Raw genomic sequence first — 25,492 nt, forward strand, 5'->3', positions numbered from 1 at the left:
CCCGGCTTGGTGTCAGTGTTTGGTCGGTTCGGCGGGCTCTTCGTCCTCGCCGTCGGTTTCGGTCTCGTCGATCTCGTCAAAGCCGCCCTCTTCAACCTCGGGCACTTTGCGCTGGCGCAGCATTTCGGCGATCAGCTCGTCGGTGAGGATCAGCTTCGCGTCGGAAAGCCATTCGAAATCAAGGCCTATGATCACATCCTGGCCATGTTCCTCGATCTCGATCAGCACGTCATTGCCTTCGACGCCCATCAGCCCGCCCTTGAAGCGGCGGCGGCCGTCGATCAGTTCGGTCGTCTCGATCCGGGCTTCCCAGCCTTTCCACATCTCGAAATCCTTCAGACGCGTCAGCGGCCGGTCGATCCCGGGGGAGGAGACTTCGAGGACGTAATTCTCTTCGATCGGGTCTTCGACGTCCAGCACGGCGGAAACGGCGGTGGAGATATCGCCGCATTCGTCGACGCCGATGCCGCCTTCGGGCCGGTCGGCCATGATCTGCAGGATGCGGGTCGCCCCGCCCATCAGACGCACGCGGACCAGTTCGAAGCCCAGACCCTCGATCACCGGGGTGATGATGTCGGCCAGACGGCGGTCCATGGCGGTTTTGGCGATAAGGTCAGACATGCGGGAGGCCCCAGAAATGAAAAACGGGCCAACAGGCCCGCAAGATAGGTCGGCAGCTTCAGGTTTGGACCCTGAAACTTCTGTTAGTGGCGATATAGGCCCGATGCCCCCCTGTTGCAAGACAAATGCGCAGGTTCCGGGTCGAGGCTGCCGCGGGCTTCGGCGAAGCTGGCGGAAAATGGAGGCCATGATGCACTTTACCCCGATCCCCACTGAACTTGTCCGCGCCTGGCAATCCGGCGGCCTCGACGCCAATGGACAGCCGCCGGAGCGGCATGTCAGCGATGGCGAGGGCAATCCCTGCCGCCACTGCCTGAAGATGATTCCCCAAGGCGCCGCAATGCTGGTGTTGGCCCACCGCCCCTTCCCCGCGCCGCAGCCCTATGCCGAGGTCGGGCCGATCTTCCTCTGCGCCGATGCTTGTGAGGCGGGGGGTGGCGAGGGCGTGCCGGAGATTCTGGAGAGCCCGACCTATATCGTCCGGGGTTACGGCGCGGATGACCGGATCGTCTATGGCACGGGGGCGGTGGTGCAGACCTCTGACGTGATATCAGAGGGTGCCGCGCGGATCGCCGACCCGCGCGTGGCCTATGTGCATGTAAGATCCGCCCGCAACAACTGCTTTCAGGTGCGGATCGACCGTTAGGGCCTAATGCGCCGCAGCCCAGTTAAGCCCTTGACCTGCCTCGACAATCAGCGGGACTTTCAGGTGGACGGCGGGGTGGGAGGCGCCCTCCATCACCGCTTTGGCCACCTTGATCAGGTCGGCGGCGGCAGATTCCTCGACCTCGAACAAAAGCTCGTCATGGACCTGCAGCAGCATCTTGGCGGGCAGGTGGGCGATGGCATCCGGCATCCGGATCATGGCGCGGCGGATGACGTCGGCCGCAGTCCCTTGAATCGGCGCGTTGATCGCGGCGCGTTTGGCGAAGCCGGCGCCGGGGCCCTTGGCGTTGATCTCGGGCGTGTGGATCTTGCGGCCGAACAGGGTTTGCACAAAGCCGTTGGCTTGCGCGAATTTCACCGTCGCGGCCATGTATTCCTTGATGCCGGGGAAACGCTCGAAATAGCGGTCGATGAAGCCCTGCGCCTCGGCCCGGGGAATGCGCAGGTTGCGGGCAAGGCCAAAGCCCGAGATGCCATAGATCACGCCGAAGTTGATCGCCTTGGCGCGGCGGCGGATTTCCGAGGTCATCTGGTCCAAGGGCACATTGAACATCTCTGACGCCGTCATCGCATGAATGTCGATCCCGTCGCGGAAGCTTTGCTGCAGCGCCGGAATATCGGCGACATGGGCGAGGATGCGGAGTTCAATCTGGGAATAGTCGAGCGATACCAATACCTTGCCCTTGGGCGCCACGAAAGCCTCGCGGATGCGGCGGCCTTCTTCGCTGCGCACCGGGATGTTCTGCAGGTTGGGATCGGAGGAGGCCAGCCGCCCGGTGACGGCCCCGGTGATCGAATAGGAGGTATGGACCCGCCCGGTTTCGGGGTTGATATATTCCTGCAAGGCGTCGGTATAGGTCGATTTCAGCTTGGACAGCTGGCGCCAGTCCAGCACCTTGCCGGGCAGTTCGTGTTCGGTCGCCAGATCCTCCAGCACATCGGCGCCGGTGCCATAGGCGCCGTTCTTGCCCTTCTCGCCCCCCGGCAAGGACATCTTGTCAAACAGGATCTCGCCCAGTTGCTTGGGGCTACCGACGTTGAATTTCTCGCCGGCGAGGGTCTGAATCTCCTCCTCCAAGGCCAGCATCTTCTGGGCAAAGGCGCCCGACATGCGCGACAGGGTGGCGCGGTCGACCTGAATGCCGGCCATCTCCATCTCGGCCAGAACCGGGACGAGGGGGCGTTCGAGGGTCTCGTAAACCGTGGTCACGCGGGCCTTGTGCAGGTTAGGTTTGAAGGCCTGCCAGAGGCGCAGCGTCACATCGGCATCCTCGGCGGCATAGGCCACGGCCTTGTCCAAAGGCACCTTGTCGAAGGTGATGGCGGATTTGCCGGAACCGATCAACTCCTTGATCGGGATGGGTTTGTGGCCGAGGTATTTTTCGGACAGCTCATCCATGCCGTGGTTGTTGAGCCCGGCATACATCGCGCCCGACATCAGCATCGTATCGTCGATCGGCGCGACCGTGACGCCAAGCCGGGCGAAGATCTTCATGTCGTATTTCATGTTCTGCCCGATCTTGAGGACGGCATCATCCTCGAGCAGCGGTTTCAGCAGGGTTAACGCCGCGTCCAGCGTCATCTGCCCCTCGGCCATGGTGACGGCGCCCAGAAGGTCATCTGTGCCGGTGCGGTGCAGCAGCGGGACATAGGCCGCCTCGCCCGGGTCGATGGCGAGAGAGATGCCGACGATCTCGGCCTGCATCTCGTCGAGGGAGGTCGTCTCGGTATCGACGGCCAGATAGCCGCGTTCGCGGGCGCGTGCGATCCATTTGGCCAGCGTCTCCGCATCGCGGATGCAGGTGTAAGCGGTGGTGTCGAAGGGCAGCGCCTTGGCCTCTGCCGCGTCATGGGCCCCGGCGACCTCATAGCCTTTTCCGGTGTCGAGCACCGGCGCCTCGACCTTCAGCTTTTCGCTGACGCGGCGGATAAGGGTCTGAAATTCCATCTTTTTCAGGAATTCCATGATCGCCTCAGGCTCGGGCGCGCGCAGCTCCAGCGTGCCAAGGTCAAGGTCGATCGGCGTGTCATCCTTCAGGGTGACCAGCTGGCGCGACAGGCGGATCTTGTCGGCGTTTTCGACCAGCGCCTCGCGGCGCTTGGGCTGCTTGATCTCGCCCGCCCGGGCCAGAAGCGTGTCGAGGTCGCCATATTCCTGGATCAGCAGGGCGGCGGTTTTCAACCCGATCCCCGGCGCGCCCGGCACGTTGTCGACCGAATCCCCGGCGAGGGATTGCACATCGACCACGCGGTCGGGATCGACGCCGAACTTCTCGCGCACTTCCTCCAGCCCGAGGCGCTTGTTCTTCATCGGATCATGCATGTCGACGCCATTGCCGATCAGCTGCATCAGGTCCTTGTCCGAGGAAAGGATGGTCACCGTCCCCCCGGCCTCACGCGCCTGTTTGGCGAGGGTCGCGATGATGTCATCGGCCTCGTAGCCCGCAAGCTCGATGCAGGCGACGTTGAAGGCGCGGGTGGCATCGCGGGTCAGCGGGAACTGCGGGCGCAGATCCTCGGGCAGGGGTGGGCGATTTGCCTTGTATTCCGGGTAGATATCATTGCGGAAGGTCTTCGCCCCCGCATCGAAGATCACCGCGATATGGGTCGGAGCGTTCTGGTTGCGGGTGGTGGTGAGCTCCCCCCACAGAAGGTTGCAGAAGCCCGCCACCGCCCCCACCGGCAGCCCGTCCGACTTGCGCGTCAGGGGCGGCAGCGCGTGATAGGCCCGGAAGATGAAGGCCGAGCCGTCGATCAGGTGAAGATGGTGGCCTTTGCCGAAAGTCATGTCGCGCGCCCCGCTCAAGTTTCGCCGAAGTATAGGCGGGAAGCGGGTGCGGGTGCCACTAGGATCGGTCGAAGACATAGGCCGACAGGCGGATCGCCTGCGGCGTGGGGGTCCAGAGGCCGAAGGGGATGCCCGCAGCGCGCAGAACCTCGCCCACCCAGACATTGCAGGTGCGCAGCAGGCTGAAATGACCCTCGGCGGCGAAGAAAGCATCGGTCGGGCCGAAGCCGGGCCCCGGCAGGGGGATCGGCCGGTCCGCCGCGTCGCGTGTCAGGCTGGAGAGGATCACTTGCGTCAGCCGGTCCAACTGCGCCTCGGAGACCGGCAGCCAGATCAGGCCCGGCACATCGGTCAGATCGCCGGCCACATCCAGGTGCAACACCGCGGAATCCCCGGTCATCGCCCGCAGGGCGGTCGCGAGCTTCAGATCGGCATAACTGCCGGTGGTGGTGTAGAACCCTTGCGACCCCCAACCCACCACAAGATATTGCGCGGCCTGATCCTGCACCGGCACGCCCTGCTCTGCCGCAAAGGCAAAGTCCCGGCGCAGGGCATCGGTCAGCGGCAGCAGAATGTCGAAATGGATCGGCCCGGCGATCAGGCCGATGGCGCGGGTCGGGGCGCCCTCGGCCCGGATGGCGGCACCCGGCAGCACCGCGCCGATCAGGCCCGCGGCGAGGTAGAGAAGTGGCAGGCAGACCAGAACCGCGACGAGACGCAGGCCCCGGCGCATCGCGGGGTCAGTGGTCGTCGTGGGCGTGGGCGCGGTCGATCTCGTAGCGCTTGTCGCAATAGCCGCATTCGACGAAACCGGTGTCCTCGGGGATGGTCAGCCAGACCCGGGGATGGCCCAGCGCCCCGACGCCGCCGTCACAGGCGACTTTCCAGGTGGTAACGATTTGGGTCTCGGGCGCTTTGGTCGGCATATTGTCGTCCCTGAATGAGGTTTGGCGCAAGGATAGCGGTTGCAGGCGGGCGGGGGAAGAGGGCGGCGCGGATTGCAGCCCAAGTCTTTGGGCGCGCAGGGTTAACCGGTGAAAACGCAGGCCGGGCTGCGGTCTTGCCCGCGTCTTCCTTCCGTCTTCCTTGCGTCTCTACGCACGGCAAGACAGGCGCCCGTTAACCAAAGGGCGCCGAATCGGGCAGGACTGCGGGAATTTTCGCAGAAAATTCGGGGGCCTCAGCCCGCGGTGCCGATCAGCTTGTCGCGGGCCTTCAGCGCGTTCAGCCAGCCGAGGCCATGCACCGTGGCGCGCGAGGGGCGGTATTCGGCGGCGACCCAGCCCTGATAATCCTGCGCATCCAGATCGCGGAACAGCGAGGTGAGGTCGAAGCCGCCGCCGCCCGGCTCGGCCCGGCCCGGGAAACCTGCGATCTGGACGTGGTTGACCAGGGCGCGGTGCTTTTCCCACACCGCTTGCGCATCGCCATGGATGCGCGCGGCATGCCAGATATCGAACTGCAACCCGATCCGGCGGTTTTCCAGATCCGCCAGAATCCGCGCCGCCTGGTCGAAGTCGTTGAGGAAATAGCCCGGCCAGTCATCGGCGTTCAAAGGCTCGATCGTCAAGCTGAGGTCGGGCGCCGCCTCGGCCGCCCAGGCAAGGTTCTCGGTGAAGAGCTGCGTCGCCTGCGGCCCCTTGGCGACCCCCGCCATCACATGGACCTTGGCCGCCCCCAGCCGGGTTGCGAGATCGGCGGCGCGCAGGAAATGATCGCGGAACTGCAGCTCCATCCCCGGCACGGCGGCATGCCCCCGGTCGCCCGAGGCCCAGTCGCCCGGCGGCGTGTTGATCAGCGCCAGCGGCAGCCCGGCCAGTGCGGCCTGCCAGTCCTTGGCGGGATGGTCATAGGGAAACAGAATCTCCACACCGTCAAAGCCCGCCTGGGCCGCAAGGCCGGGGCGGTCGAGGCTCGGGACCTCGGTGAAAAGCATGGTCAGGTTCGCGGCGTAACGGGGCATAGGTCTCTGGTCAGGTCAGGTCGGCAGTTGGGTCGTGCGGCGGTCACGGCAGGTCGGCCGACGCGATCACCTTGAAGAACTGACCGTGGGACCAAAGGCCGAACCAGCTTTCCCGGTCTTGCACCTCATGGCAACCCAATTCGATCAGGCGGTAGAAGCTCTTGCGGTCAATCCGTGCGTAAAGGCCAGAGCGAATGTGGATATAGGGGGCAGGTTCCCCGTCAATCAAGCGGATTTCCAGCGGATTTGCCGCATCGGCCTCGACCTCGTCCTCGGTTTTGGTCACAAATCGCAGGATCTGATCGCGGCCTTGCCCGCTTGCCGTGAAGTCAACGGCGAACAATGGCGCATCCTCGACCTTGATGCCGACCTTCTCGACCGGGGTCACCAGAAAGTAATCCTCGCCCTCCTTCTTCAGGATCGAGGAGAAGAGCTTGACCAGGGGCGCACGCCCTATGGGGGTGCCGTTGTAGAACCAGGTCCCGTCCCGCGCGATCCGCATGTCGATGTTGCCGCAGAACTCCGGGTTCCACAGATGCACCGGCGGCGGGCCCTTTTTTGCGGCTTTGGTCACGGAAGAGAGCAGAGTTTCGGCATCAGGTTTCACGATCATTTGTGGCTTTGCCCCTTTTGCCATTTGTGCCTGCGGTCAGGATTGGCTTTAGTGTCCCATAGAACCCTGTCGGAGCAAAGTCATGTCCCAAGCCGAAGATCTCGTCACTGCCATCGAAGCCCTGGCCTCCCGTCTGGCGGTGGCGCGGGGCGCGATCGGCGGGCGCTTCATCGGGCAGGAGCGGGTGGTCGAGATGACGATGGCCGCGCTTCTGTCGGGCGGACATGCCCTGCTGGTCGGCCTGCCGGGACTGGGCAAGACGCTTCTGGTCGATACGCTGGCCACCGTCATGGGGCTGAAATCGAACCGCATCCAGTTCACGCCGGACCTGATGCCGGCCGATATCCTCGGCTCGGAAGTGCTGGAAACCTCGGCCGACGGGTCGCGCGCCTTCCGCTTCATCGAAGGCCCGGTGTTCTGCGAACTTCTGATGGCCGACGAGATCAACCGCGCCAGCCCACGCACCCAATCCGCCCTTCTGCAGGCGATGCAGGAGCGCGAGGTCACCATCGCCGGCCAGCACCGCAAGCTCGGGCCGCCCTTCCATGTGCTGGCGACGCAGAACCCGATCGAGCAGGAGGGCACCTATCCCCTGCCCGAGGCGCAGCTGGACCGCTTCCTCGTCCAGGTCGATGTGGCCTATCCGACCCGCGCCGCCGAGCGCGACATCCTGATGGCGACCACGGGCGCCACGCTGGCGGTCGCCCAACCGGTGTTTTCCGGGCCGGAGCTGATGGCGGCGCAGGCGCTGATCCGGCGGATGCCGGTCGGCGACAAGGTGATCGAGGCCATTCTGGACCTCGTCCGCGCCTGCCGCCCCGGTGAGCCGGAGGGTCGCGATCTGCGCGACACCCTGTCCTGGGGCCCGGGGCCGCGGGCCGCGCAGGCGCTGATGCTGACCGTGCGGGCGCGGGCGCTGCTCAACGGCCGGCTCGTGCCCTCGGTCGAGGATGTGGCGGCGATGGCGCAGCCGGTGCTGGAACACCGGATGGCTTTGAATTTCGCCGCACGGGCGCGGGGCGAAAGCCTGGAAGGCGTCATTTCCCGCGTGTCAGGCCGCATCCTCGGGCAAGAGGCCGCCGCGTGAGCCTTTCCGCCGATCTGCGCGCCCGGGCCGAGGCCCTGGGCCAGAGCCTGCCGCCACTTCTGGCAGAGGCGGAGCATCTGGCTGCGACCGTCGCCCTGGGCGAGCATGGCCGGCGGCGCGCCGGGATGGGCGATGATTTCTGGCAGTACCGTCCGGCTCAGCCCGGCGACCCCTTGCGCAGCATCGACTGGCGGCGTTCGGCCCGGTCCGACCAGACCTTCGTGCGCGAACGCGAATGGCAGGCGGCGCAGCAGGTCGTGCTCTGGGTCGATCCGGCGCAGTCGATGGCCTTTTCCGGCGCCCCGAGCCGCCCGGAGAAGGCCGACCGCGCCCGGCTTCTGGCGCTGGCCCTCGCCGTCCTGCTGTTGCGCGGCGGCGAACAGGTCGGGCTGGCCGGGCGCGAGCCGCCCAAGGCCGGCAAGGGCCAGATGCTGCGGCTGATCGAGGCGATGGCGCTGGATCTGGCGCGGGTCGGCGCGGATTACGGCGCGCCCCTGCCGGATGCTTTCGTGAACCACGGGCGGGCGGTCTTCGTCTCGGACTTTCTGGGCGACATGGCGGCGGTCGAACGCGCCCTGACCCAGGCGGCGGGGCGCGATGTGAAAGGCGTGCTGTTGCAGGTGCTTGACCCGGCGGAGGAGGAGTTTCCCTTCGACGGGCGCACCGTCTTCGTCTCGGTTGGCGGCTCGCTCAGCCATGAGACCCAGCGCGCCGGCGATCTGCGCGCGCGCTACCTCGCGCGGCTGGCCGAACGCAAGGACCGGCTGGCCACGCTCGCCCAGGCGGCGGGCTGGCATTACATGGCGCATCACACCGGGCAACCGGCGCAGGCGGCCCTTCTCTGGGCCTACCGCGCGCTGGGGGGCGGGCATTGATGCTGGGCTTCACCTCTCCGCTTCTGTTGCTGGCGCTTCTGGCGCTGCCGGTGCTGTGGTTCCTGCTGCGGGCCATTCCGCCCGCCGCGATCCGGCGGAAATTCCCCGGGGTCGCGCTGCTTCTGGGCCTGACGGACGAGGACCGCGAGGCCGACAAGACGCCCTGGTGGCTTCTGGCGCTCAGGATGCTAGCGATCGGCGGGGTGATCGTGGCCTTTGCCGGCCCGGTGCTGAACCCGACGCCGGTGGTCGTGGGCAAGGACCCCCTGCTCATCGTGATGGATGGCGGCTGGGCCGATGCCTATGACTGGCCCGCCCGGATCGCCAAGGCGACGAGCCTCCTCGACGGGGCCGAGCGCGCCGGGCGGCCGGTGGCGGTGATCACCCTGGCCGATGCGCCGCAGCCGGTGACCTTCCGCTCCGCCGCAGAGGAGCGCGGCCGCCTGACCGCCGACCAGCCGCGCCCCTGGGCGCCGGCCACGCTCAACCTCTGGACGGGCGAGCTGCCCAAGGACCGGTTCGAGACCGACTGGCTGACCGATGGCCTGGCGCATCCCGGGCGGAACGAGTTGCTTGCCGCGCTGCAAAAACAGGGGGAGGTGCGGCTCTATGCCTCGACCAAGCCGATCTATGCGCTGGAACCGGCGGTGCAGGCCGATGGCAAGCTGACCATCTCTGCCGCCCGCGACATCGCGGGTGTCGAAGCCGCGCTGACCCTGGTTGCGCGCGGGCCGGACCCTTCGGGCACCGACCGCGAGCTGGCGCGGGTGCCGCTGGCCTTCGACGCCAGTGCCGCCAAGGCCAAGGCCGTGCTGGATCTGCCGCCGGAACTGCGCAACCGCGTCACCCGCTTTGCGATCGAGGGGCTGCGCAGCGCCGGTGCCGTCACGCTCGCAGGCGATGCGCTGAAGCGGCGCAAGGTGGCCCTGGTCACCGATCAGGCCGCGGGCGAGGGGCTGCAACTGCTGTCGCCGCTGCATTACCTGCACCAGGCGCTGAGCCCCACCGCCGACCTGATCGAGGGCGGGGTGAGCGATGTGCTGCCCGCCAAGCCCGATGTGATCGTGCTGGCCGATGTGGCGCAGGTGCCCCTGGCCGAAAGCGATGCGCTGGTCGACTGGATCGGCAAGGGCGGGCTTCTGCTGCGCTTTGCCGGGCCGCATCTGGCCGCTGCCGACATCGCCCGGCTGGAGCAGGACCCGCTGATGCCGGTCACGCTGCGCCAGGGTGGCATGTCCTCGGGCGGGGCGATGAGCTGGGGCGCGCCGAAGACGCTGGCCCCTTTCCCGGAAGAGTCGCCCTTCCACGGCCTCGCGATCCCGCCCGATCTGCGGGTGCGCACCCAGGTTCTGGCGCAACCCGATCCTGACCTGTCGAGCCGCACCCTGGCCGTGCTGGACGATGGCACGCCGCTTGTCACGCGCAAGGTGATCGGTCTGGGGCAGATCGTGCTGTTCCACGTATCGGCCAATGCGGAATGGTCGGACCTGCCCCTGTCGGGCCTTTTCGTGCAGATGCTGGACCGGCTGGCGATTTCGGCCACCGCGGGGTCGGGCACCGCCGAGGGGCTGAACGGGCTGATCTGGACGCCGGAGCGTCTGCTGGATGGCTGGGGCGATCTGGGCGATCCGGGCAGTCTGGCCGGCGTGCCGGGCGCGGCTTTGGCGCAGGCGATCAAGTCGGGGCCGGGCAGCCTGGTGCCGCCGGGGCTGTACCGCAATGACGGGCGAGTGGTGGCGCTGAACCCGGTGGCGGGTGATGCGGCGTTGACCAGGGCGGTCTGGCCCTCGGGCGTGACGCCGGCCGATCTGTCCCTGCCCTCTGAACAGGCCCTGAAAGGGCCGGTGCTCGCCATTGCCATGATGCTGTTGTTGCTGGACATTCTGGCGACTTTGGCACTGTCGGGCCGTTTGCGGTTCCGTGGGGCCGGGGTGGCGCTGGTGGTGCTCGCCCTGCTCGGCCAACCGCAGGACGCCCGCGCCGATGCCGCCGATGACCGGGCGATTGCCGCCACCGAGGGCGTGGTGCTGGCCTATGTGATCACAGGCGACACGCGGGTGGACGAGACCTCTGCCGCGGGGCTGCTGGGCCTCAGCGACCAGTTGGCCAACCGCACCGCCGTGGAACCGATGCCGCCGATGGGTGTGGATATCGAGAAGGACGAGCTGGCCTTCTTCCCCTTCCTCTACTGGCCTGTGACGGCGGATGCGCCGGTGCCCTCCTCGGCGACCTATGCCAAGCTGAACAAGTACTTGCGGACCGGCGGCATGATCCTTTTCGACACGCGCGATGCCGATGTGGCAGGCGCGGGGCCGACGCCCGAGGGTCAGGCCCTGCAGCGCATCGCCTCGGGGCTGGACATTCCGCCGATCGAGCCGATCCCCGAGGACCATGTGCTGACCCGCAGCTTCTATCTGTTGCAGACCTTCCCGGGCCGCTTCAGCGAGGGTGGCCTCTGGGTCGAGGCCGCCCCGCCCGATGCCGCCAAGGCCGAGGGCATGCCGTTTCGCAACCTCAACGACGGGGTGACGCCGGTGGTGATCGGCGGCAATGACTGGGCCTCGGCCTGGGCGGTCGATGGCGACGGGATGCCGCTTTATCCGGTCGGGCGCGGGGCGGCGGGCGATGATCAGAGGGAATATGCCTATCGCTTCGGCATCAACCTGATGATGCATGTGCTGACCGGGAATTATAAGTCGGACCAGGTCCATGTGCCGGCCCTGCTGGAAAGGCTGGGCAAATGAGCCAGACATTCCTCTTTCAACCCCTCGTGCCGGACTGGGCGCTGGTGGCGCTGGCCGTGGCGGCGGTGCTGTTGTTGGCGCTGGCCTTGTGGCGCGGGCTGGCCGGTTGGGCGATCCGGGCCCTGGCGCTGGGTCTGGTTCTGCTGGCGCTCAGCAACCCGTCGCTGCAGGACGAAAACCGCAAGTCTTTGGCCGATATCGTCATTCTGATCGTCGATGACAGCGCAAGCCAGAGCCTGTCGGACCGCGCCCAGCAGACGGCTCAGGCGGTGGAGGCGGTCAAGGCCAAGGTCGCGGCCCTGCCCAATACCGAACTCCGCATCGTCCATCTGGCCGATGGCAAGGACAATGCCGGCACGCTGGCGATGACGGCGCTGGCGCAAGCCTTGGCGCGCGAACCGCAGGCAAGGGTCGCCGGTGCCATCCTGATCACCGATGGGCAGGTCCACGACATGGGCGCCGCTCCCGCCCTGCCCGCGCCCTTGCAGGTCTTGCTGACCGGCCATCAGAGTGACTGGGACCGCAGGCTTGTGATCACAAACGCCCCGGCCTTCGCCATCATGGGCGAGAAGACCAGCCTCAAGTTCCGCATCGAGGATCAGGGCAAGGCCCCCGCCAGCGCCGGTCAGGTCGTGGATGTGACCGTGGCGCTGGATGCCGAGCCGCCCTCGACCTTCTCGGTGCCGGTGGGGCAGGATCTGGACCTGCCGATCGGCCTGCCGCATGCCGGGATCAACGTGCTGCAACTGTCGATCGCGGGCCAGAAGGGCGAGCTGACCGACCGCAACAACACCGCCGTGGTGCAGATCAACGGCGTGCGCGACCGCTTGCGGGTTCTGCTCGTCTCGGGCGAGCCGAACACCGGCGAAAGGGTCTGGCGCAACCTGTTGAAATCCGACCCTTCGGTGGACCTCGTGCATTTCACCATCCTGCGGCCGCCGGAAAAGCAGGATGGCATCCCGGTCTCGGAACTGTCGCTGATCGCCTTTCCGACCAAGGAATTGTTCGTCGACAAGATCAAGGATTTCGACCTGATCATCTTTGACCGCTATGCGATGCGGGGCATCCTGCCGATGTCCTATCTGCAGAACGTGGTGGATTATGTGCAGGAGGGCGGCACGGTTCTGGTGGCGGCGGGGCCGGAGTTCGGCCAGGTCGACAGCCTCTGGCGCTCGCCCCTCAACCAGATCCTGCCGGTGGAGCCGACGAGCCAGATCATCGAACAGGGCTACCGCCCGGCTCTGACCGAGGTCGGCCGCCGCCATCCGGTGACCGAGGGGCTGGAAGCGCTGGCCCCGCCCGGTGGCTGGGGCCGCTGGTTCCGGCTGATCGAGGTCAAGCAACGCTCGGGCCAGGTCTTGATGAGCGGGCCGGATGACAAGCCCTTGCTGGTGCTGGACCGCGTGGGCAAGGGGCGGGTCGCCGTCCTCGCCTCGGATCAAAGCTGGCTCTGGGGGCGCGGCTTCGAAGGCGGCGGGCCGCAGCTGGAGCTGTTGCGCAGGCTCGCCCATTGGATGCTGAAACAGCCCGAGCTGGAGGAGGAGAGCCTTGGCGCCACGGCCGTGGGCCAGGAGATGACGATCACCCGGCGCACCATCCTCGACACCGCGCCGCCGCCGGTGACCCTGACCCTGCCGGATGGCACCACGGGCACGGTGGATCTGAAGCTGGTGGCACCCGGCCAGTACGAGACGGATTATGCCGCACCGGAGCTGGGGCTTTACCGCTTGCAACAGGGCGATCTGGCCCGGGTCGTCGCGATCGGCCCCTCTGCCCCCAAGGAGTTCGAAGAGACGATCGCCAGCCCCGCCAAGCTGGAGCCGGTCGTCACCCCGACGCGCGGCGGTCTGGTGGCGCTGGAAAACGGCATGCCGGATATTCGCCTCGTCAATGACGGACGGCCCGCCGCCGGGCGCGGCTGGATCGGCATCACGCCGCGCGGCGCCTATGTGACGGGCGAAATCTCGGTCACGGCGCTGCTGCCGGCCTGGCTTTACCTGCTGCTGGCGGCGGTGTTCGCCGTGCTCGCCTGGGTGATCGAGGGGCGCCGGGGCAAGGGGGCCTGAGGCCTATTCGATCTTTTCCAGCATCACGGCGCGGGAATGGCTGGCAAACTCGCGCCTGAGCTGCACCCCGCCGGTCAGCAGCACCGCCAGGATCAGCGCCCGCGGCCCGATCAGCCAGGCAAGGGCCGCCAGCGCGAAATAGACCGAGTTCAGGCCGCGGTTGAAGCTGCGCGCGGCGGTGATGTTGATCTCGGCGGTCTGGGCGGCGCGCGGCAGGGCGGTGTGCTTGGTATGGTCGTTGGGCACCCCGGCCATCATGATCGCGCAATAGCCGAAGAGGCGATGCGACCAGACGAATTTCAGCAGGGCATTGGCCATCAGCCCGACCACGACGATCAGCTTGATCCGGATCTGGCTGATGTCGGCCCCGATGGTCAGATCGCGCGCCAGCCCCTGCAACGTCACCACATTGCCGATCAGCGCCACGCCGCCGCCAATCGCGATCATCGAACCCGAGACGAAGAAGGCGGTGCCCTGGCGCAGGCTGTCCATCAGCGAGATGTCGAAGATGCGCGGCGTGCGGGTCAGAAACTCCACCATCCAGCGGTGGCGGAATTCTTTCATCAGCACCGTGACCGAGACGCGCCAGGCCGGCGGATGTTCGGCGGCAAAACCGGTGCCAAGCCAGACCGCCATCAGCAGCCCGAACGCTACCGTGTCGAGGCCGGTAAAGGTGGTCTCAAGGGTCGCAAGAAGATTCATGACGGCAACCCTAGCGCGACGCAACCTGCCTTGCCAGTGGGGATCGAGGCTCGTAACCTCATCGGGAAGGGGAGGCCTTTGCCCATGGATATGCCATTGCCAGATCAGGCCGTTCTGTCGGCCCGTGACCGGATCATTGCCCAACTGCGCGGGGTCCTGCCTGCCGGCGTGATCTCGGACCCGGCGGAGACGCTGGCCTATGAATGCGACGCGCTCAGCGCCTATCGCTGCGCGCCCCTGGCCGTGGTGCTGCCGCGCACGACGGCCGAGGTCTCGGCCCTGCTGCGCCTGTGCAGCGAGCTGGGGGTGAAGGTGGTGCCGCGCGGTTCGGGCACCAGTCTGGCAGGCGGGGCGCTGCCCACGGCGGATTGCGTCGTCCTCGGCGTGGCGCGGATGAATGGCGTGCTGGAGACCGATTACGAGAACCGCTTCATCCGCGTTCAGACCGGGCGGACCAACCTGGCCGTCACCGCGGCGGTGGAGGCGGATGGCTGGTTCTACGCGCCCGACCCGTCCAGCCAGCTTGCCTGCGCCATTGCGGGCAATATCGCGATGAACTCCGGCGGGGCGCATTGCCTGAAATACGGGGTGACGACCAACAACCTGCTGGGTGTGACCATCGTCCTGATGAATGGCGAGGTGGTCGAGATCGGCGGGCCGTGGAACGACGCCTGCGGGCTGGACCTGCTGGGCGTGATCTGCGGATCGGAAGGGCAGCTTGGCATCGTCACCGAAGCCACCCTGCGCATCCTGCCCAAGCCGGAAGGCGCAAGGCCGGTGCTGATGGGCTTTGCCTCCAACGAGGTCGCCGGGGAATGTGTCGCCGACATCATCCGCGCCGGGCTGTTGCCGGTCGCGATCGAGTTCATGGACCGGCCCTGCATCCGCGCCTGCGAGGATTTCGCCAAGGCCGGCTATCCCGATTGCGAGGCGCTGTTGATCATCGAGGTCGAGGGCAGCCCGCCCGAGATCGACGCGCAACTGTCCCGCATCAAGGAGATCGCCGCGCGCCACAACCCGACCGCCTACCGCGAAAGCGGCTCGGAGGAGGAATCCAAACGGATCTGGCTTGGCCGCAAATCGGCCTTTGGCGCGGTGGGCAATCTGGGCGATTACATGTGCCTGGACGGGACGATCCCGGTGTCCGAACTGCCTCTGGTGCTGCGCCGCATCGCCGAGATGTCGAAGGAAGTCGGCCTTTCGGTCGCCAATGTCTTTCACGCGGGCGACGGCAACATGCACCCCCTCATCATCTACAACGCCAACAAGCCCGGCGATCTGGCTTTGTGCGAGGCTTTGGGGGCGGATATCCTGAAGCTGTGTGTCGAGGTCGGCGGCTGTCTGACCGGGGAACATGGCGTGGGCATCGAAAAGCGCGATCTGATGCATGTGCAGTTCACCCCCGCCGATATGGAGGCGCAGCTGCGGGTGAAGGATGTGTTCGACCCGGGCTGGCTGTTGAACCCGGCCAAGGTGTTTCCGCTGGACATGACGGCCAGCCGGCGCGCTGGTTGACCGCGCCGGGGGGTTTCACACCCCCCGGACCCCCCGTGGGATATTTATGGACCAATGAAAGACAAGATGCAGCCAAGAGATGAAGCTGAACTGAGCGAGATGGTGCGGGGCACCGCGGGGCCTTTGTCCCTGCGGGGCGGCGGGACGCGCGGTGTGGCTTTTGGCGCCGGAGACGTGCTGGAGACCTCAGGGCTGGCGGGGGTGCGGCTTTATGAGCCGGGGGCGCTGACGCTGGTTGTGGGGGCGGGGACGCCGGTGGCTGAGGTGACGGCACTTCTGGCGGGGGAGCGGCAGCGGCTGGCCTTCGAAGTGCCCGATCTGCGGCAGGCCCTGGGGCGCGCGGGGGTGTCCACCATCGGCGGGGTGGCGGCGGTCAATGCGGCGGGGCCGCGCCGGGTGCAGGTGGGGGCGGCGCGTGACCACATGCTGGGCGTACGCTTTGTCGACGGGCGCGGCACGGTGATCAAATCCGGCGGGCGGGTGATGAAGAACGTGACGGGGCTGGATCTCGTCAAGCTTCTGGCCGGGTCGCATGGCACTTTGGGGGTGATGAGCGAGGTCGCCTTCAAGGTGCAGGCCCTGCCCGAGACCGAAGTGACCCTGCGCGCCGAGGGGCTGGGCGTGACGGCGGGGCTCGCCGCCCTGCGCAAGGCGCTCGGCTCGCCCTTCGAGGTTTCGGGGGCGGCGCAGGGGGATTTCGGCACCTTGCTGCGGATCGAGGGGCTGGACGCCTCGGTCCGGCATCGCGCGGCGGCCTTGCGCGGGTTGTTGGGCGGCGATTGGCAGGAGGTTGCGGGGCAGGATCTTTGGGCGCGGCTGCGTGATGGCGGCGGGGTGCAGGGCGAGGCTTTGTGGCGGATTTCCTGCAAGCCGACCGAGGCGGAGGCGGTGGTGGCCTCTCTTGCCGGGGCGGCGCATCAGGCGGCTTATGACTGGGGCGGCGGGTTGATCTGGCTGGCGGTGAGCGGTCTGGCCGATGGCGGGGCGGCGCGGCTGCGGGCGGCCCTGGCGGGGATCGGCCATGCCACGCTGATGCGCGGGCCCGCCGGCGTCGCCGTCTTTCACCCCGAAGCGGCAGGGGTTTCGGCCCTGTCCCGCGCGCTTCGCGCCAGATTTGATCCCAGAGGGATTTTGAACGCAGGGATCATGGACTGATGCAGACCTTCTTCACCGAGGCCCAGCTGGCCGACCCGACCCTTGCCGAAGCCAACAAGATCCTGCGGACCTGTGTCCATTGCGGCATGTGCACCGCGACCTGCCCGACCTATCAGGTGCTGGGTGACGAGCTCGACAGTCCGCGCGGGCGAATCTACCTGATCAAGGAGATGCTGGAGAGCGGGCGGCCGGCTGACGCAAAGACCGCCAAGCATATCGACCGCTGCCTGTCCTGCCTTGCCTGTACCACCACCTGCCCCTCGGGCGTGGATTATGCCCATCTGATCGACATGGGCCGCGCCCATGTGGACCGGACCTACAAGCGCCCGCTGATGGACCGTTTCCTGCGCAGGGTGCTGGTGATGGTCATGCCCTATCCGCGCCGCTTCCGCCTCGCCCTCTTCGGAGCCAAGCTGGCGCGGCCCTTTGCCGGGCTGATGCCGGATGCGCGGCTGAAGGCGATGCTGAAGCTCGCGCCGAAGACGATCCCTCCGGTCAGCCGCAACGACGATGCGCAGGTCTTTCCGGCGCAGGGCACGCGGCGGATGCGGGTCGCGCTGATGACCGGCTGCGTCCAGAAGGCGCTGGATACCGAGATCAACGATGCCACGATCCGCCTGCTGACAAGGCTTGGCGCCGAGGTCGTGGTGCCGCGCAACATGGGCTGCTGTGGCGGCCTGCCGCTGCATATGGGCAAGGAATCCGCGGCCCTGCCCTTCGCCCGCAATATGGTCAAGGCGGTGATGGCCGAGGACCGGCGGGAGGCGCTGGACGCTTTGGTCATCAACACCTCGGGCTGCGGGACGACGCTGAAGGATTACGGGCATCTGCTGGCCCATGACGCGCTTGCGGGCGATGCGGCCCGGGTGGCGGGATTGACCAAGGATATCAGCGAGGTGATCACCAAGCTGGGCCTGCCGCCGACCGAGCCCAAGGGCCTGTCCATCGCCTATCACGCCGCCTGTTCGCTGCAGCACGGGCAGAAGATCAAGACCCTGCCCAAGGACCTGCTGAAGGCCGCGGGCTTCACCGTCAGCGAGCCTTTGGACAGCCACCTCTGCTGCGGCTCGGCGGGGACTTACAACATCCTGCAACCGGAGATTTCGGGCGAGCTGCGCAGCCGCAAGGTGGCCAGCCTGATGGCGAAGAAGCCCGATGTGATCGCGGCGGGCAACCTTGGCTGCATGATCCAGATCGGGCAGGAGGCCGGGGTGCCGGTGGTGCATACGGTCTCGCTTCTCGATTGGGCGACGGGCGGGCCGGTTCCTGCCCAACTGCGCCAAACCAGCGCCGCAATGCTGCCCCGCTGACAGGATAGGACCGCCGTGAACCCCGGAGGTCCCATGCTGCGTCTCATCACCCTGCTGTGCCTGATCGCCCTGCCGCTGCGGGCGCAGGAGACGCCCCTCGTCAAGCTGCAGACCCTGAACGACAGCCGGGGCTGGGAGGCGGTGGGCAAGCTCGTCCTCGGCGACCGCGGCTTCTGCACCGGGGCGCTGATCGCGCCGCAACTGGTGCTGACGGCGGCGCATTGCCTCTTCGACAAGGAAAGCGGCGCGCGGCTGGACCCCGGCCAGATCAAGTTCCTCGCCGGCTGGCGCAATGGCAGGGCCGAGGCCTACCGGGGCGTCAAGCAGGCCGTTGCCCATCCCGATTATGTCTATGGCGGGGACGACAGCCTGGACCGGGTTGCCGATGACGTGGCCCTGATCGAGCTGGACCAGCCGATCCTGACCCCCGCGGTCAAGCCCTTTGGAATTGCCGACACGCCCAACACCGGCGACATGATCGGCGTGGTTTCTTACGGGCAGGGGCGGGCCGACAACCCCTCGTTGCAGCAGGAATGCAGCGTGATGGACAAGCAGACCGGCATCCTGGTGATGACCTGCGATGTCGATTTCGGATCCTCCGGCGCGCCGGTGTTCCAGATGAAGGATGGCGTGGCGCAGGTCGTCTCGGTCATCTCGGCCAAGGCCGAGGTCGAGGGGCGGCGCGTCTCGCTCGGCTCGGCCCTGCAGATCCCGCTGGCCCTGCTGATGGACACGCTGAAGACCGCCGACAGCGGCCGCGGCGATGTGGCCCATGTGCAGATCCTGTCGGGCGGGCTGGGCGGCGGGGCCAAGTTCATCAAGCCGAAGACCGTCCCCGCGCCCTGAGGGCGGAACGGGGCGGGCGAGTCTCGTTTGCCTTCAAGGGCGATGCGGCAGCGCAGGGTTCTTGCCGCAGCGGCCCAGGAAAACGCTTGTTTCTGCACAGCTTTTCGGCGGGTCAAATCTGGGTGATGCCCTTTGGCCGGCCATAATTGGCCTGATCTTTCCGTTGCTTGGCCAGTTCCAGCCGAGATTTCCCCGGTTTTGACAGCCTCAAGATCTCGTGTCCGGCGCGGGGCTGGTCCGGGCGCAACACCCGTCCCAAGGTCAGGGGCAGCATCGACATCCGATGCCGAAAAGTCGGGAAAAGCCCCTGGAGGCAGAAATGAAGCATACCGCAATCTTGACCCTCGCCCTTCTTGCAACCCCCTTCGCCGCGATGGCGGGCGGCCCCGCGACGCCGACCATCGAGCCGACCGTCGCGGCCCCGGTGCCGGTGGCGCCGCCACCGCAGGCTGTTGACTGGACCGGCTATTACACCGGGCTTTCGCTGGGCCATGGCAAATCCTACGCCAATGTTTCCGGCCAGGATGGCACCCTTGGCATCGGCGGCGTGAACCTTGGCTACCGGAAGGATCTGGGCAAGGTCGTCCTCGGTGGCGAACTCAGCTATGACAAGGACGATTTCCGCACCTCTGGCAATTCCAACAGCGCCTTCAAGAACACCACCGCGCTCAAGATGATCGTCGGCACCAATCTGGGCCGCACGCTGGTCTATGGCACGGTCGGGCTGGCGCAATCGGATGCCACGGTGGCGGGCACCAGCGGCTCGGACCATGGCTATACCGCCGGGATCGGCGCCGATTATGCGCTGAACCAGCAATGGACCATCGGCGGCGAACTGTCCACCGACCGCTACAACAACTTCGACAACACCGGAATCGACCTCAAGAACACGGCGGTGAAGGTGAAGGTCGGCTACCGGTTCTGAGCCCAAGACGGGCGCGGCCGGTGCGGAAGATCCCGACCGGCCGCGTGCGCAGGCGGAGGCCTTGAAATCTCCGACAGGGTTTCCCAGATGAGGGTTGTGCCGGATGCCAGATGGGTCCGGCCATCAACCGCCCGTCCCGTGGGGGAGGGCAAATCTCGTGTCGCTCCAAGGAGGATGCAATGCAAACCTTTGATTTCGCTCCGCTCTATCGTGCCACCGTTGGCTTTGACCGTGTGGCCAGCCTGCTGGACCGCGCCCGGTCCGCCGATGTCGCCCAGCCGAGCTATCCGCCCTACAACATCGAAAAGACCGCTGAGGATGCCTACCGCATCTCGGTCGCCGTCGCGGGCTTTACGCCCGATGAACTGACGGTCGAAGTGAAGGAAGGCGGGCTTGTCGTTTCGGCCAAGCGCACCGCGGAAACCGAACCCAAGACCTATCTGCACCGTGGCATCGCCACCCGGGCCTTCGAACGCCGCTTCACGCTGGCCGATCATGTCCGTGTGACGGGGGCCACCCATGAGCATGGGATGCTCCACATCGATCTCGTCCGCGAAACGCCCGAGGCGCTGAAACCGCGCCGGATCGAGATTGGCCGTGGCGCCGGTGCGACCGAGGTCAAGGCGCTGGAAGGCACCACGGTCGAGGCCGAGCCCCAGAAGCTGAACGCCTGATCCGTCAGGCGAGGAGTGCAGGGCCCCGGGCATGTCCCGGGGCCTTTGTTTTGCCGCTGGACGCAGGGACGCGGCTGGGCGAAGACAGGGCAATCCCGGAGGATGCCCATGGAATTGCACGCCCAGCCCTTGCCGCCCAGCCCGCCTGCAGAGGCGCCCGTCCCGCTGCGCCCCGCCACCACAGCCCTCGATGGCGGTTTGCGCCCCGACCCGGTGACCGGGGCGATCCAGCCCAATATCTCGATGTCGGTGAACAACCTCTTCAACCCGGGTGGCGCCGGCTTTTCGGCCGAGGGCGCCGATCTGACCGCCCTGCCCTATCTTTACGCCCGCTGGACCAACCCGACCGTCCGCGACCTGGAACGCCGGCTCTGCGCGCTGGAAGGGGCCGAGGATGCTCTGGCCACCGCGACCGGGGTGGCCGCCATTGCCGCAACCTTCCTTGCGCTGCTGAAATCGGGCGACCATCTGATCATCTCGGATGTCTGCTATGCCGGCGCCTATGAACTGGCCAACCGCATCCTGCCCGGCTTTGGCATCGAGGTGACGCCGGTCAACCTGTCGGATCTTGCCCAGCTCAAAGCGGCGATCCGGCCCAACACGCGGCTGATCCATGCCGAAAGCCCCTGCAATCCCCTGCTGCGCCTGACCGATCTGGCCGGGCTTGCGGCGATTGCGAAGGCGCAGGGCATCCTGACCTCGGTCGACAGCACCTTGGCGACGCCTGTGATCACAAGACCCTTGGCGCTTGGGATTGATCTGGTGATCCATTCGCTGACCAAGTTCATCAACGGGCATGGCGATGCCTTGGGCGGCGCGGTGATCGGGCGGCAGGAGGTGATCTCGAAGATCCGGGCGCAGAGCGGGGTCTATCTGGGCGCCACGTTGTCGGCGCAGAACGCCTGGCTGATCCTGCGCGGCATCGACACGCTGTTTCCAAGGCTGCGCACCGCTTCGGCCAATGCGCTGGTGCTGGCGCAGTTTCTGGAAGGACATCCCGCCGTCAGCAAGGTCACTTATCCCGGCCTTTCCAGCCACCCGCAGCACGACCTGACGCAGCGCCAGATGGACCTGCCCGGAGGCATGCTGACCTTTCAGGTTGCCGACCCCGAGGCCACCTCGCACCGCATGGCCGAGCGCTTCCGCGTCATCCACTACGCCTTCTCGCTCGGCCACCAACGCTCGATCTGCGTGCTGATCCCCACGGCGGAGATTCAGGCCTCGACCTACCGGATGACGGGCGCCGCGCTGCAGGAGTACCGGCGCTTTGCCGGCGATGGCGTGTTCCGCCTGTCGGTCGGGCTGGAAGACCCCGCCGACCTGACCGAGGATCTCGCCCGCGCGCTCGAACGGTAGGATGGGCAATCTGCCCATCTTCGGGACCCGGGCGGCCATGAAAAAAGCAGGCGGGGGGGCACCCACCTGCTTCACCTGCTGAAAATGGATTTTCGGGGAACTCTGCTCGATTTGTCTCTGGCCCCGGCAAGCCTGTTCTGGTCCGGGGCCAAGTGGCCCCGGGTGGTGTGTTCATTCGGGCCCGGGGGCCGTCTTGTCCTGGGTCGGACCTTGCGGCCCGGGTCAGCCGATCAGCGCGTCGAACAGGCCATAGGCGCCGCCGCGGCTTTGCAGCAGGTTGGCCTTGCCCGACCGGCTGGCATAGGCCGCGATCGCATTGTAGGTGCCGGGGCCGAAGGCGCCGTCGAGGCTGCCGTTGTAGTAGCCGTAGTTCGACAGGGTGGCCTGGATCCGGATCCGCTCATTGCGCGAATAGGAGTTGAAGGCCTGGGCCGCCGGGGTCGAGTAGATGCTTTGCTGGTAGGTCGGCTGGTAGTAGGTCGGCTGACGATAGACCGGGGCCGGCTGGTAATAGGTCGGCTGACGGTAGACCGGCGCGGGCTGGTAGTAGGTCGGCTGGCGGTAGACCGGGCGATAATCGTCGCGGTAGACCGGCTGGTCACGATAGCGATGGTTCGACTGGTTGATCACCGAACCGATGATCACCGCGGCCAGGGCGCCCTTGGCGAAATCCTGTTCGCGCTGGCCCCAGGCCATCGCCGGAACCGCCGAGGTGGCCAGAAGCGAAACCGCCACCGTGGCGGCGATGAATTTGGTCTTCAAGTTCGACATTACGGGCAGCATGTCATTTCCTTTCAGCGTGCTCTTGGCAGTGCCACGGACCCATACCGTCGGCGTTTGCCTTGCATCAACAGATGAGCCTTTAACGCAAGCTAGGCAAGATCAGCTCCCTGCTATCGGATATCAATGGCCTACAACCGGCATAATACATTGGTATTAAAAGCTTTTCAAAATCGCCTTCCGACCCGCGCCGGGGCGGATTCCGCGCGGAATCACCCAAGGATGGGCCGCGGAAAAGCACCCCGATTTGCCCTGACACCGCCGCATCACCCTCTGGGCATAGGCAGAAATCGCGGCTGGCGAGGCTGCGGGGCTGGTTCGAATCAATTGGGGAGGGGGAGGGGGCGCAAAAGCCGCCGGGGGGGGCACCCGGGCAAGGCCAAGCCTCGCCCGGGGCAGAAGATGCGATCAGACCGACAGGCAGATATACTTCATTTCCATGTAGTCTTCGATGCCATGGTGGCTGCCCTCGCGGCCGAGGCCGGATTGCTTGACGCCGCCGAAAGGCGCGACCTCGGTCGAGATCAGGCCGGTGTTCACGCCGACCATGCCGTATTCCAGCTGCTCTTGCACCCGGGTGATCCGGCCGATGTCGCGCGAGTAGAAGTAGCTCGCCAGACCGAAGATCGTGTCATTGGCGCGGGCGATGATCTCTTCCTCGGTGTCGAACTTGAAGAGCGGGGCGAGCGGGCCGAAGGTCTCTTCGGTGGCGACCTTGGCGGTGGGCAGGACGCCCGTCACCACGGTCGGCTCAAAGAAGGTGCCGCCGAGCGCATGGCGCTTGCCGCCGGTGATGATCTTGCCGCCAGAGGCCACGACATCGGCGATATGCTCTTCGACCTTCTCGACCGCTTCCTCGTTGATCAAGGGGCCGGTGGTGGTGCCTGCGGTCAGACCGTCGCCGATGGCCAGCTTGTTCACCGCCGCCGCCAGCTTTTCGGCAAAGGCGTCATAGACCCCGGCCTGCACATAGATCCGGTTGGCGCAGACGCAGGTCTGGCCGTTGTTGCGGAACTTGGAGATCATCGCGCCCTCGACCGCCTTGTCGAGGTCGGCATCGTCGAACACGATGAAGGGCGCGTTGCCGCCGAGCTCCATCGAGCATTTCAGCACCTGCTGCGAGGCCTGGCGCAGCAGGATCCGCCCCACCTCGGTCGAGCCGGTGAAGGTCAGCTTGCGGATCGCCGGGTTCTCGCAGAACTCCTTGCCGATGTCGGAGGCGCGGCTGGAGGTGATGACCGAGAAGACCCCCGCCGGAACCCCGGCGCGTTCGGCCAGAACCGCCAGGGCAATCGCCGACAGCGGGGTTTCCGAGGCCGGGCGGCAGACAAAACCGCAGCCGGCGGCGAGCGCCGGGGCGACCTTGCGGGCGATCATCGCATTGGGGAAGTTCCACGGCGTGATCGAGGCGGCCACGCCGATCGGCTGCTTGATCACCGTGATGCGCTTGTCGCGCTGATGGCCGGGGATCGTCTCGCCATAGATGCGCTTGGCCTCTTCGCCGAACCATTCGATGAAGGAGGCGCCATAGGCGACCTCGCCCTTGGCTTCCGGCACCGGCTTGCCCTGTTCGGCGGTCAGGATGATCCCAAGGTCATCCTGGTTGGCCATGCAGAGGTCGAACCACTTGCGCATGACGGCGGCGCGTTCCTTGCCGGTCTGGGCGGCCCAGCCGCGGCGCGCCTTGTCGGCGGCGGCGATGGCGCGGGCGGCATCGGCGCGGGTCATGTCGGGCACGCGGGCGATCACGTCGCCGCGGGCCGGGTTGGTCACGTCAAAGGTCGCGCCATCGGCCGCGTCCACCCATTCCCCGGCGATATAGGCCTTGTTGGGAAGCAGGGATGGGTCCTTCAGCATTGCGCGCAGATCGGTTACGGAATCGAGCATAAGTGGGCCTCCATGACTCGTTTGCCTTCTATGGTTTGCAATGGCGCAGGGCTGGGGAAAAGTCCAGTTCCGGGCAGGGGTCTGGACTTAAGGATTGCGCAGAACTGGAGGAGTGGAATGCAGGACATGGAAGCCGCCTATCAGATCGGCGCTTATATCGCAGGCGGCAGCGCCTATCCGCCGCGCTGGCGCGCCGAGGCCGAGGGGTTCCGGCAGGCCATCGGCGCAAGGGCCCAGCTTGGCCTGCGCTATGGAACGGGGCGGCGCCAGCTGTTCGATCTGTTCCAGCCCGAGGCAGCACCGCGCGGTCTTCTGGTCTTTGTCCATGGCGGCTACTGGATGAGCTTTGGCCGCGAGGACTGGTCGCATCTGGCTGCCGGCGCGCTGGCGCGGGGCTGGGCCTGTGCGATGCCCTCCTACACCCTCGCCCCCGAGGCGCGGATCAGCCAGATGACCGCCGAGGTCACCGCCAGCCTGCGCGCCGCCGCGGCGCTGGTGGCGGGGCCGGTGGTGGTGACTGGCCATTCCGCAGGCGGGCATCTGGCGGCGCGGATGGGATGCAGCGATCTCGACCTGCCGCAGGTCGCCCGGGTGGTGCCGATCTCGCCGCTCTCCGAACTCGCGCCTCTGATGCAGACCGAAAAGCAGGCCACCCTGCACCTGGACGAAGCCGAGGTCGCCAGCGAAAGCCCGGCCCGGCTGGCGCTGCGGCCCGGTTGCCAGGCCCATGTCTGGGTCGGCGGGTTGGAACGTCCTTCCTTCCTCTGGCAGGCGCGCACCCTGTCCGAGGCTTGGACCTGCCCCTGGACCGTCGCCGCGACCCGCCACCATTACGACGTGATCGACGATCTGGCCGACCCTTCCAGCGCCTTGACCCACGCCTGCCTGAACGGGCTCTGACCCGCCCCTTTCATTCTGG

Annotated in this window: 22 protein-coding genes; 13 read left to right on the forward strand and 9 right to left on the reverse strand. The window is 66.7% G+C overall.

The features are described 5' to 3' along the window. Positions 1 to 12: 12 nt before the first annotated feature. A complete protein-coding gene (gene rimP, locus AC1DZT_RS05745; RefSeq protein ID WP_478005652.1) occupies positions 13 to 621 on the reverse strand; it encodes a ribosome maturation factor RimP in 609 nt (202 codons plus the stop codon). A 187-nt stretch (positions 622 to 808) separates the two neighbouring features. Here rimP and AC1DZT_RS05750 point away from each other — a divergent pair, with 187 nt between their 5' ends. Further along, on the forward strand, positions 809 to 1,267 hold the full coding sequence (locus AC1DZT_RS05750) for a DUF1203 domain-containing protein (protein WP_478005653.1): 459 nt from the start codon (positions 809 to 811) through the stop codon (positions 1,265 to 1,267). Between the two features lie 3 nt (positions 1,268 to 1,270). On the opposite strand, the gene polA is transcribed toward AC1DZT_RS05750, so the two are convergent. The 5 genes from polA to AC1DZT_RS05775 form a co-directional block, all read right to left on the reverse strand. After that, a complete protein-coding gene (gene polA, locus AC1DZT_RS05755; RefSeq protein ID WP_478005654.1) occupies positions 1,271 to 4,075 on the reverse strand; it encodes a DNA polymerase I in 2,805 nt (934 codons plus the stop codon). Between the two features lie 58 nt (positions 4,076 to 4,133). Next, positions 4,134 to 4,808: a TIGR02117 family protein gene (locus AC1DZT_RS05760; RefSeq protein ID WP_478005655.1), complete on the reverse strand. Its 675-nt coding sequence runs from the start codon at positions 4,806 to 4,808 to the stop codon at positions 4,134 to 4,136. Between the two features lie 7 nt (positions 4,809 to 4,815). After that, complete coding sequence (locus AC1DZT_RS05765) at positions 4,816 to 5,001, reverse strand: zinc-finger domain-containing protein (RefSeq protein ID WP_478005656.1); 186 nt, start codon at positions 4,999 to 5,001, stop codon at positions 4,816 to 4,818. A 254-nt stretch (positions 5,002 to 5,255) separates the two neighbouring features. Further along, positions 5,256 to 6,038: a hydroxypyruvate isomerase family protein gene (locus tag AC1DZT_RS05770; protein ID WP_478005657.1), complete on the reverse strand. Its 783-nt coding sequence runs from the start codon at positions 6,036 to 6,038 to the stop codon at positions 5,256 to 5,258. A 43-nt stretch (positions 6,039 to 6,081) separates the two neighbouring features. Then, positions 6,082 to 6,651 carry a DUF1285 domain-containing protein gene (locus tag AC1DZT_RS05775; RefSeq protein ID WP_478005658.1) on the reverse strand — a complete coding sequence of 190 codons (570 nt, stop codon included), beginning with the start codon at positions 6,649 to 6,651 and terminating at the stop codon, positions 6,082 to 6,084. Positions 6,652 to 6,733: 82 nt separating this feature from the next. Between AC1DZT_RS05775 and AC1DZT_RS05780 the strand changes: the two genes are divergently transcribed. From AC1DZT_RS05780 to AC1DZT_RS05795, 4 genes are read left to right on the forward strand one after another with little or no spacing between them, the layout of a single operon-like run. Then, positions 6,734 to 7,738, forward strand: coding sequence for an AAA family ATPase (locus AC1DZT_RS05780; RefSeq protein ID WP_478005659.1), 1,005 nt, complete (start codon positions 6,734 to 6,736; stop codon positions 7,736 to 7,738). Next, entirely contained in the window at positions 7,735 to 8,613 is an 879-nt protein-coding gene (locus AC1DZT_RS05785; RefSeq protein WP_478005660.1) for a DUF58 domain-containing protein, read from the forward strand. Before AC1DZT_RS05780 ends, AC1DZT_RS05785 begins: the two co-directional genes overlap by 4 nt. Then, a complete protein-coding gene (locus AC1DZT_RS05790; RefSeq protein WP_478005661.1) occupies positions 8,613 to 11,357 on the forward strand; it encodes a DUF4159 domain-containing protein in 2,745 nt (914 codons plus the stop codon). The genes AC1DZT_RS05785 and AC1DZT_RS05790 overlap by 1 nt, the downstream gene beginning before the upstream one ends. Beyond that, positions 11,354 to 13,423: a glutamine amidotransferase gene (locus AC1DZT_RS05795; protein WP_478005662.1), complete on the forward strand. Its 2,070-nt coding sequence runs from the start codon at positions 11,354 to 11,356 to the stop codon at positions 13,421 to 13,423. Before AC1DZT_RS05790 ends, AC1DZT_RS05795 begins: the two co-directional genes overlap by 4 nt. A gap of 3 nt (positions 13,424 to 13,426) precedes the next feature. Here AC1DZT_RS05795 and AC1DZT_RS05800 read toward each other — a convergent pair whose 3' ends face one another. Beyond that, on the reverse strand, positions 13,427 to 14,125 hold the full coding sequence (locus AC1DZT_RS05800) for a DUF599 domain-containing protein (RefSeq protein WP_478005663.1): 699 nt from the start codon (positions 14,123 to 14,125) through the stop codon (positions 13,427 to 13,429). A gap of 84 nt (positions 14,126 to 14,209) precedes the next feature. Between AC1DZT_RS05800 and AC1DZT_RS05805 the strand changes: the two genes are divergently transcribed. The 7 genes from AC1DZT_RS05805 (at position 14,210) to AC1DZT_RS05835 (ending at position 21,906) form a co-directional block, all read left to right on the forward strand. Next, entirely contained in the window at positions 14,210 to 15,640 is a 1,431-nt protein-coding gene (locus AC1DZT_RS05805; protein WP_478005664.1) for an FAD-linked oxidase C-terminal domain-containing protein, read from the forward strand. Between the two features lie 66 nt (positions 15,641 to 15,706). After that, positions 15,707 to 16,795 carry an FAD-binding protein gene (locus AC1DZT_RS05810; RefSeq protein ID WP_478005665.1) on the forward strand — a complete coding sequence of 363 codons (1,089 nt, stop codon included), beginning with the start codon at positions 15,707 to 15,709 and terminating at the stop codon, positions 16,793 to 16,795. Continuing rightward, positions 16,795 to 18,105 carry a glycolate oxidase subunit GlcF gene (gene glcF / locus AC1DZT_RS05815; protein ID WP_478005666.1) on the forward strand — a complete coding sequence of 437 codons (1,311 nt, stop codon included), beginning with the start codon at positions 16,795 to 16,797 and terminating at the stop codon, positions 18,103 to 18,105. Before AC1DZT_RS05810 ends, glcF begins: the two co-directional genes overlap by 1 nt. Positions 18,106 to 18,138: 33 nt before the next feature. Beyond that, on the forward strand, positions 18,139 to 18,951 hold the full coding sequence (locus AC1DZT_RS05820) for a trypsin-like serine peptidase (protein WP_478005667.1): 813 nt from the start codon (positions 18,139 to 18,141) through the stop codon (positions 18,949 to 18,951). Between the two features lie 319 nt (positions 18,952 to 19,270). Next, positions 19,271 to 19,876, forward strand: coding sequence for an outer membrane protein (locus AC1DZT_RS05825; protein WP_478005668.1), 606 nt, complete (start codon positions 19,271 to 19,273; stop codon positions 19,874 to 19,876). A gap of 179 nt (positions 19,877 to 20,055) precedes the next feature. Further along, complete coding sequence (locus AC1DZT_RS05830; protein ID WP_478005669.1) at positions 20,056 to 20,550, forward strand: Hsp20 family protein; 495 nt, start codon at positions 20,056 to 20,058, stop codon at positions 20,548 to 20,550. Positions 20,551 to 20,658: 108 nt separating this feature from the next. Then, entirely contained in the window at positions 20,659 to 21,906 is a 1,248-nt protein-coding gene (locus AC1DZT_RS05835) for a trans-sulfuration enzyme family protein (RefSeq protein WP_478005670.1), read from the forward strand. A gap of 222 nt (positions 21,907 to 22,128) precedes the next feature. On the opposite strand, the gene AC1DZT_RS05840 is transcribed toward AC1DZT_RS05835, so the two are convergent. Both AC1DZT_RS05840 and AC1DZT_RS05845 read right to left on the reverse strand, forming a co-directional pair. Then, the gene (locus AC1DZT_RS05840) at positions 22,129 to 22,689 is read right to left on the reverse strand and encodes a peptidoglycan-binding domain-containing protein (protein ID WP_478005671.1); all 561 of its coding nucleotides are present in this window, start codon (positions 22,687 to 22,689) and stop codon (positions 22,129 to 22,131) included. Positions 22,690 to 23,094: 405 nt separating this feature from the next. Beyond that, positions 23,095 to 24,573 carry an NAD-dependent succinate-semialdehyde dehydrogenase gene (locus AC1DZT_RS05845; protein WP_478005672.1) on the reverse strand — a complete coding sequence of 493 codons (1,479 nt, stop codon included), beginning with the start codon at positions 24,571 to 24,573 and terminating at the stop codon, positions 23,095 to 23,097. 117 nt (positions 24,574 to 24,690) lie between these two features. On the opposite strand from AC1DZT_RS05845, the gene AC1DZT_RS05850 reads away from it, so the two are divergent. Continuing rightward, a complete protein-coding gene (locus AC1DZT_RS05850; RefSeq protein WP_478005673.1) occupies positions 24,691 to 25,473 on the forward strand; it encodes an alpha/beta hydrolase in 783 nt (260 codons plus the stop codon). The last annotated feature ends 19 nt before the right edge of the window (positions 25,474 to 25,492 follow it).

This window comes from Rhodobacter sp. P1_C2 (assembly GCF_056406375.1).

What these genes read in the sequence shown, in the direction of transcription:
- rimP (WP_478005652.1), bottom strand. Translation starts at nt 621, where the DNA reads ATGTCTGACCTTATCGCCAAAACCGCCATGGACCGCCGTCTGGCCGAC.
- AC1DZT_RS05750 (WP_478005653.1), top strand. Translation starts at nt 809, where the DNA reads ATGATGCACTTTACCCCGATCCCCACTGAACTTGTCCGCGCCTGGCAA.
- polA (WP_478005654.1), bottom strand. Translation starts at nt 4,075, where the DNA reads ATGACTTTCGGCAAAGGCCACCATCTTCACCTGATCGACGGCTCGGCC.
- AC1DZT_RS05760 (WP_478005655.1), bottom strand. Translation starts at nt 4,808, where the DNA reads ATGCGCCGGGGCCTGCGTCTCGTCGCGGTTCTGGTCTGCCTGCCACTT.
- AC1DZT_RS05765 (WP_478005656.1), bottom strand. Translation starts at nt 5,001, where the DNA reads ATGCCGACCAAAGCGCCCGAGACCCAAATCGTTACCACCTGGAAAGTC.
- AC1DZT_RS05770 (WP_478005657.1), bottom strand. Translation starts at nt 6,038, where the DNA reads ATGCCCCGTTACGCCGCGAACCTGACCATGCTTTTCACCGAGGTCCCG.
- AC1DZT_RS05775 (WP_478005658.1), bottom strand. Translation starts at nt 6,651, where the DNA reads ATGATCGTGAAACCTGATGCCGAAACTCTGCTCTCTTCCGTGACCAAA.
- AC1DZT_RS05780 (WP_478005659.1), top strand. Translation starts at nt 6,734, where the DNA reads ATGTCCCAAGCCGAAGATCTCGTCACTGCCATCGAAGCCCTGGCCTCC.
- AC1DZT_RS05790 (WP_478005661.1), top strand. Translation starts at nt 8,613, where the DNA reads ATGCTGGGCTTCACCTCTCCGCTTCTGTTGCTGGCGCTTCTGGCGCTG.
- AC1DZT_RS05795 (WP_478005662.1), top strand. Translation starts at nt 11,354, where the DNA reads ATGAGCCAGACATTCCTCTTTCAACCCCTCGTGCCGGACTGGGCGCTG.
- AC1DZT_RS05800 (WP_478005663.1), bottom strand. Translation starts at nt 14,125, where the DNA reads ATGAATCTTCTTGCGACCCTTGAGACCACCTTTACCGGCCTCGACACG.
- AC1DZT_RS05805 (WP_478005664.1), top strand. Translation starts at nt 14,210, where the DNA reads ATGGATATGCCATTGCCAGATCAGGCCGTTCTGTCGGCCCGTGACCGG.
- AC1DZT_RS05810 (WP_478005665.1), top strand. Translation starts at nt 15,707, where the DNA reads ATGCAGCCAAGAGATGAAGCTGAACTGAGCGAGATGGTGCGGGGCACC.
- glcF (WP_478005666.1), top strand. Translation starts at nt 16,795, where the DNA reads ATGCAGACCTTCTTCACCGAGGCCCAGCTGGCCGACCCGACCCTTGCC.
- AC1DZT_RS05820 (WP_478005667.1), top strand. Translation starts at nt 18,139, where the DNA reads ATGCTGCGTCTCATCACCCTGCTGTGCCTGATCGCCCTGCCGCTGCGG.
- AC1DZT_RS05825 (WP_478005668.1), top strand. Translation starts at nt 19,271, where the DNA reads ATGAAGCATACCGCAATCTTGACCCTCGCCCTTCTTGCAACCCCCTTC.
- AC1DZT_RS05830 (WP_478005669.1), top strand. Translation starts at nt 20,056, where the DNA reads ATGCAAACCTTTGATTTCGCTCCGCTCTATCGTGCCACCGTTGGCTTT.
- AC1DZT_RS05835 (WP_478005670.1), top strand. Translation starts at nt 20,659, where the DNA reads ATGGAATTGCACGCCCAGCCCTTGCCGCCCAGCCCGCCTGCAGAGGCG.
- AC1DZT_RS05840 (WP_478005671.1), bottom strand. Translation starts at nt 22,689, where the DNA reads ATGCTGCCCGTAATGTCGAACTTGAAGACCAAATTCATCGCCGCCACG.
- AC1DZT_RS05845 (WP_478005672.1), bottom strand. Translation starts at nt 24,573, where the DNA reads ATGCTCGATTCCGTAACCGATCTGCGCGCAATGCTGAAGGACCCATCC.
- AC1DZT_RS05850 (WP_478005673.1), top strand. Translation starts at nt 24,691, where the DNA reads ATGCAGGACATGGAAGCCGCCTATCAGATCGGCGCTTATATCGCAGGC.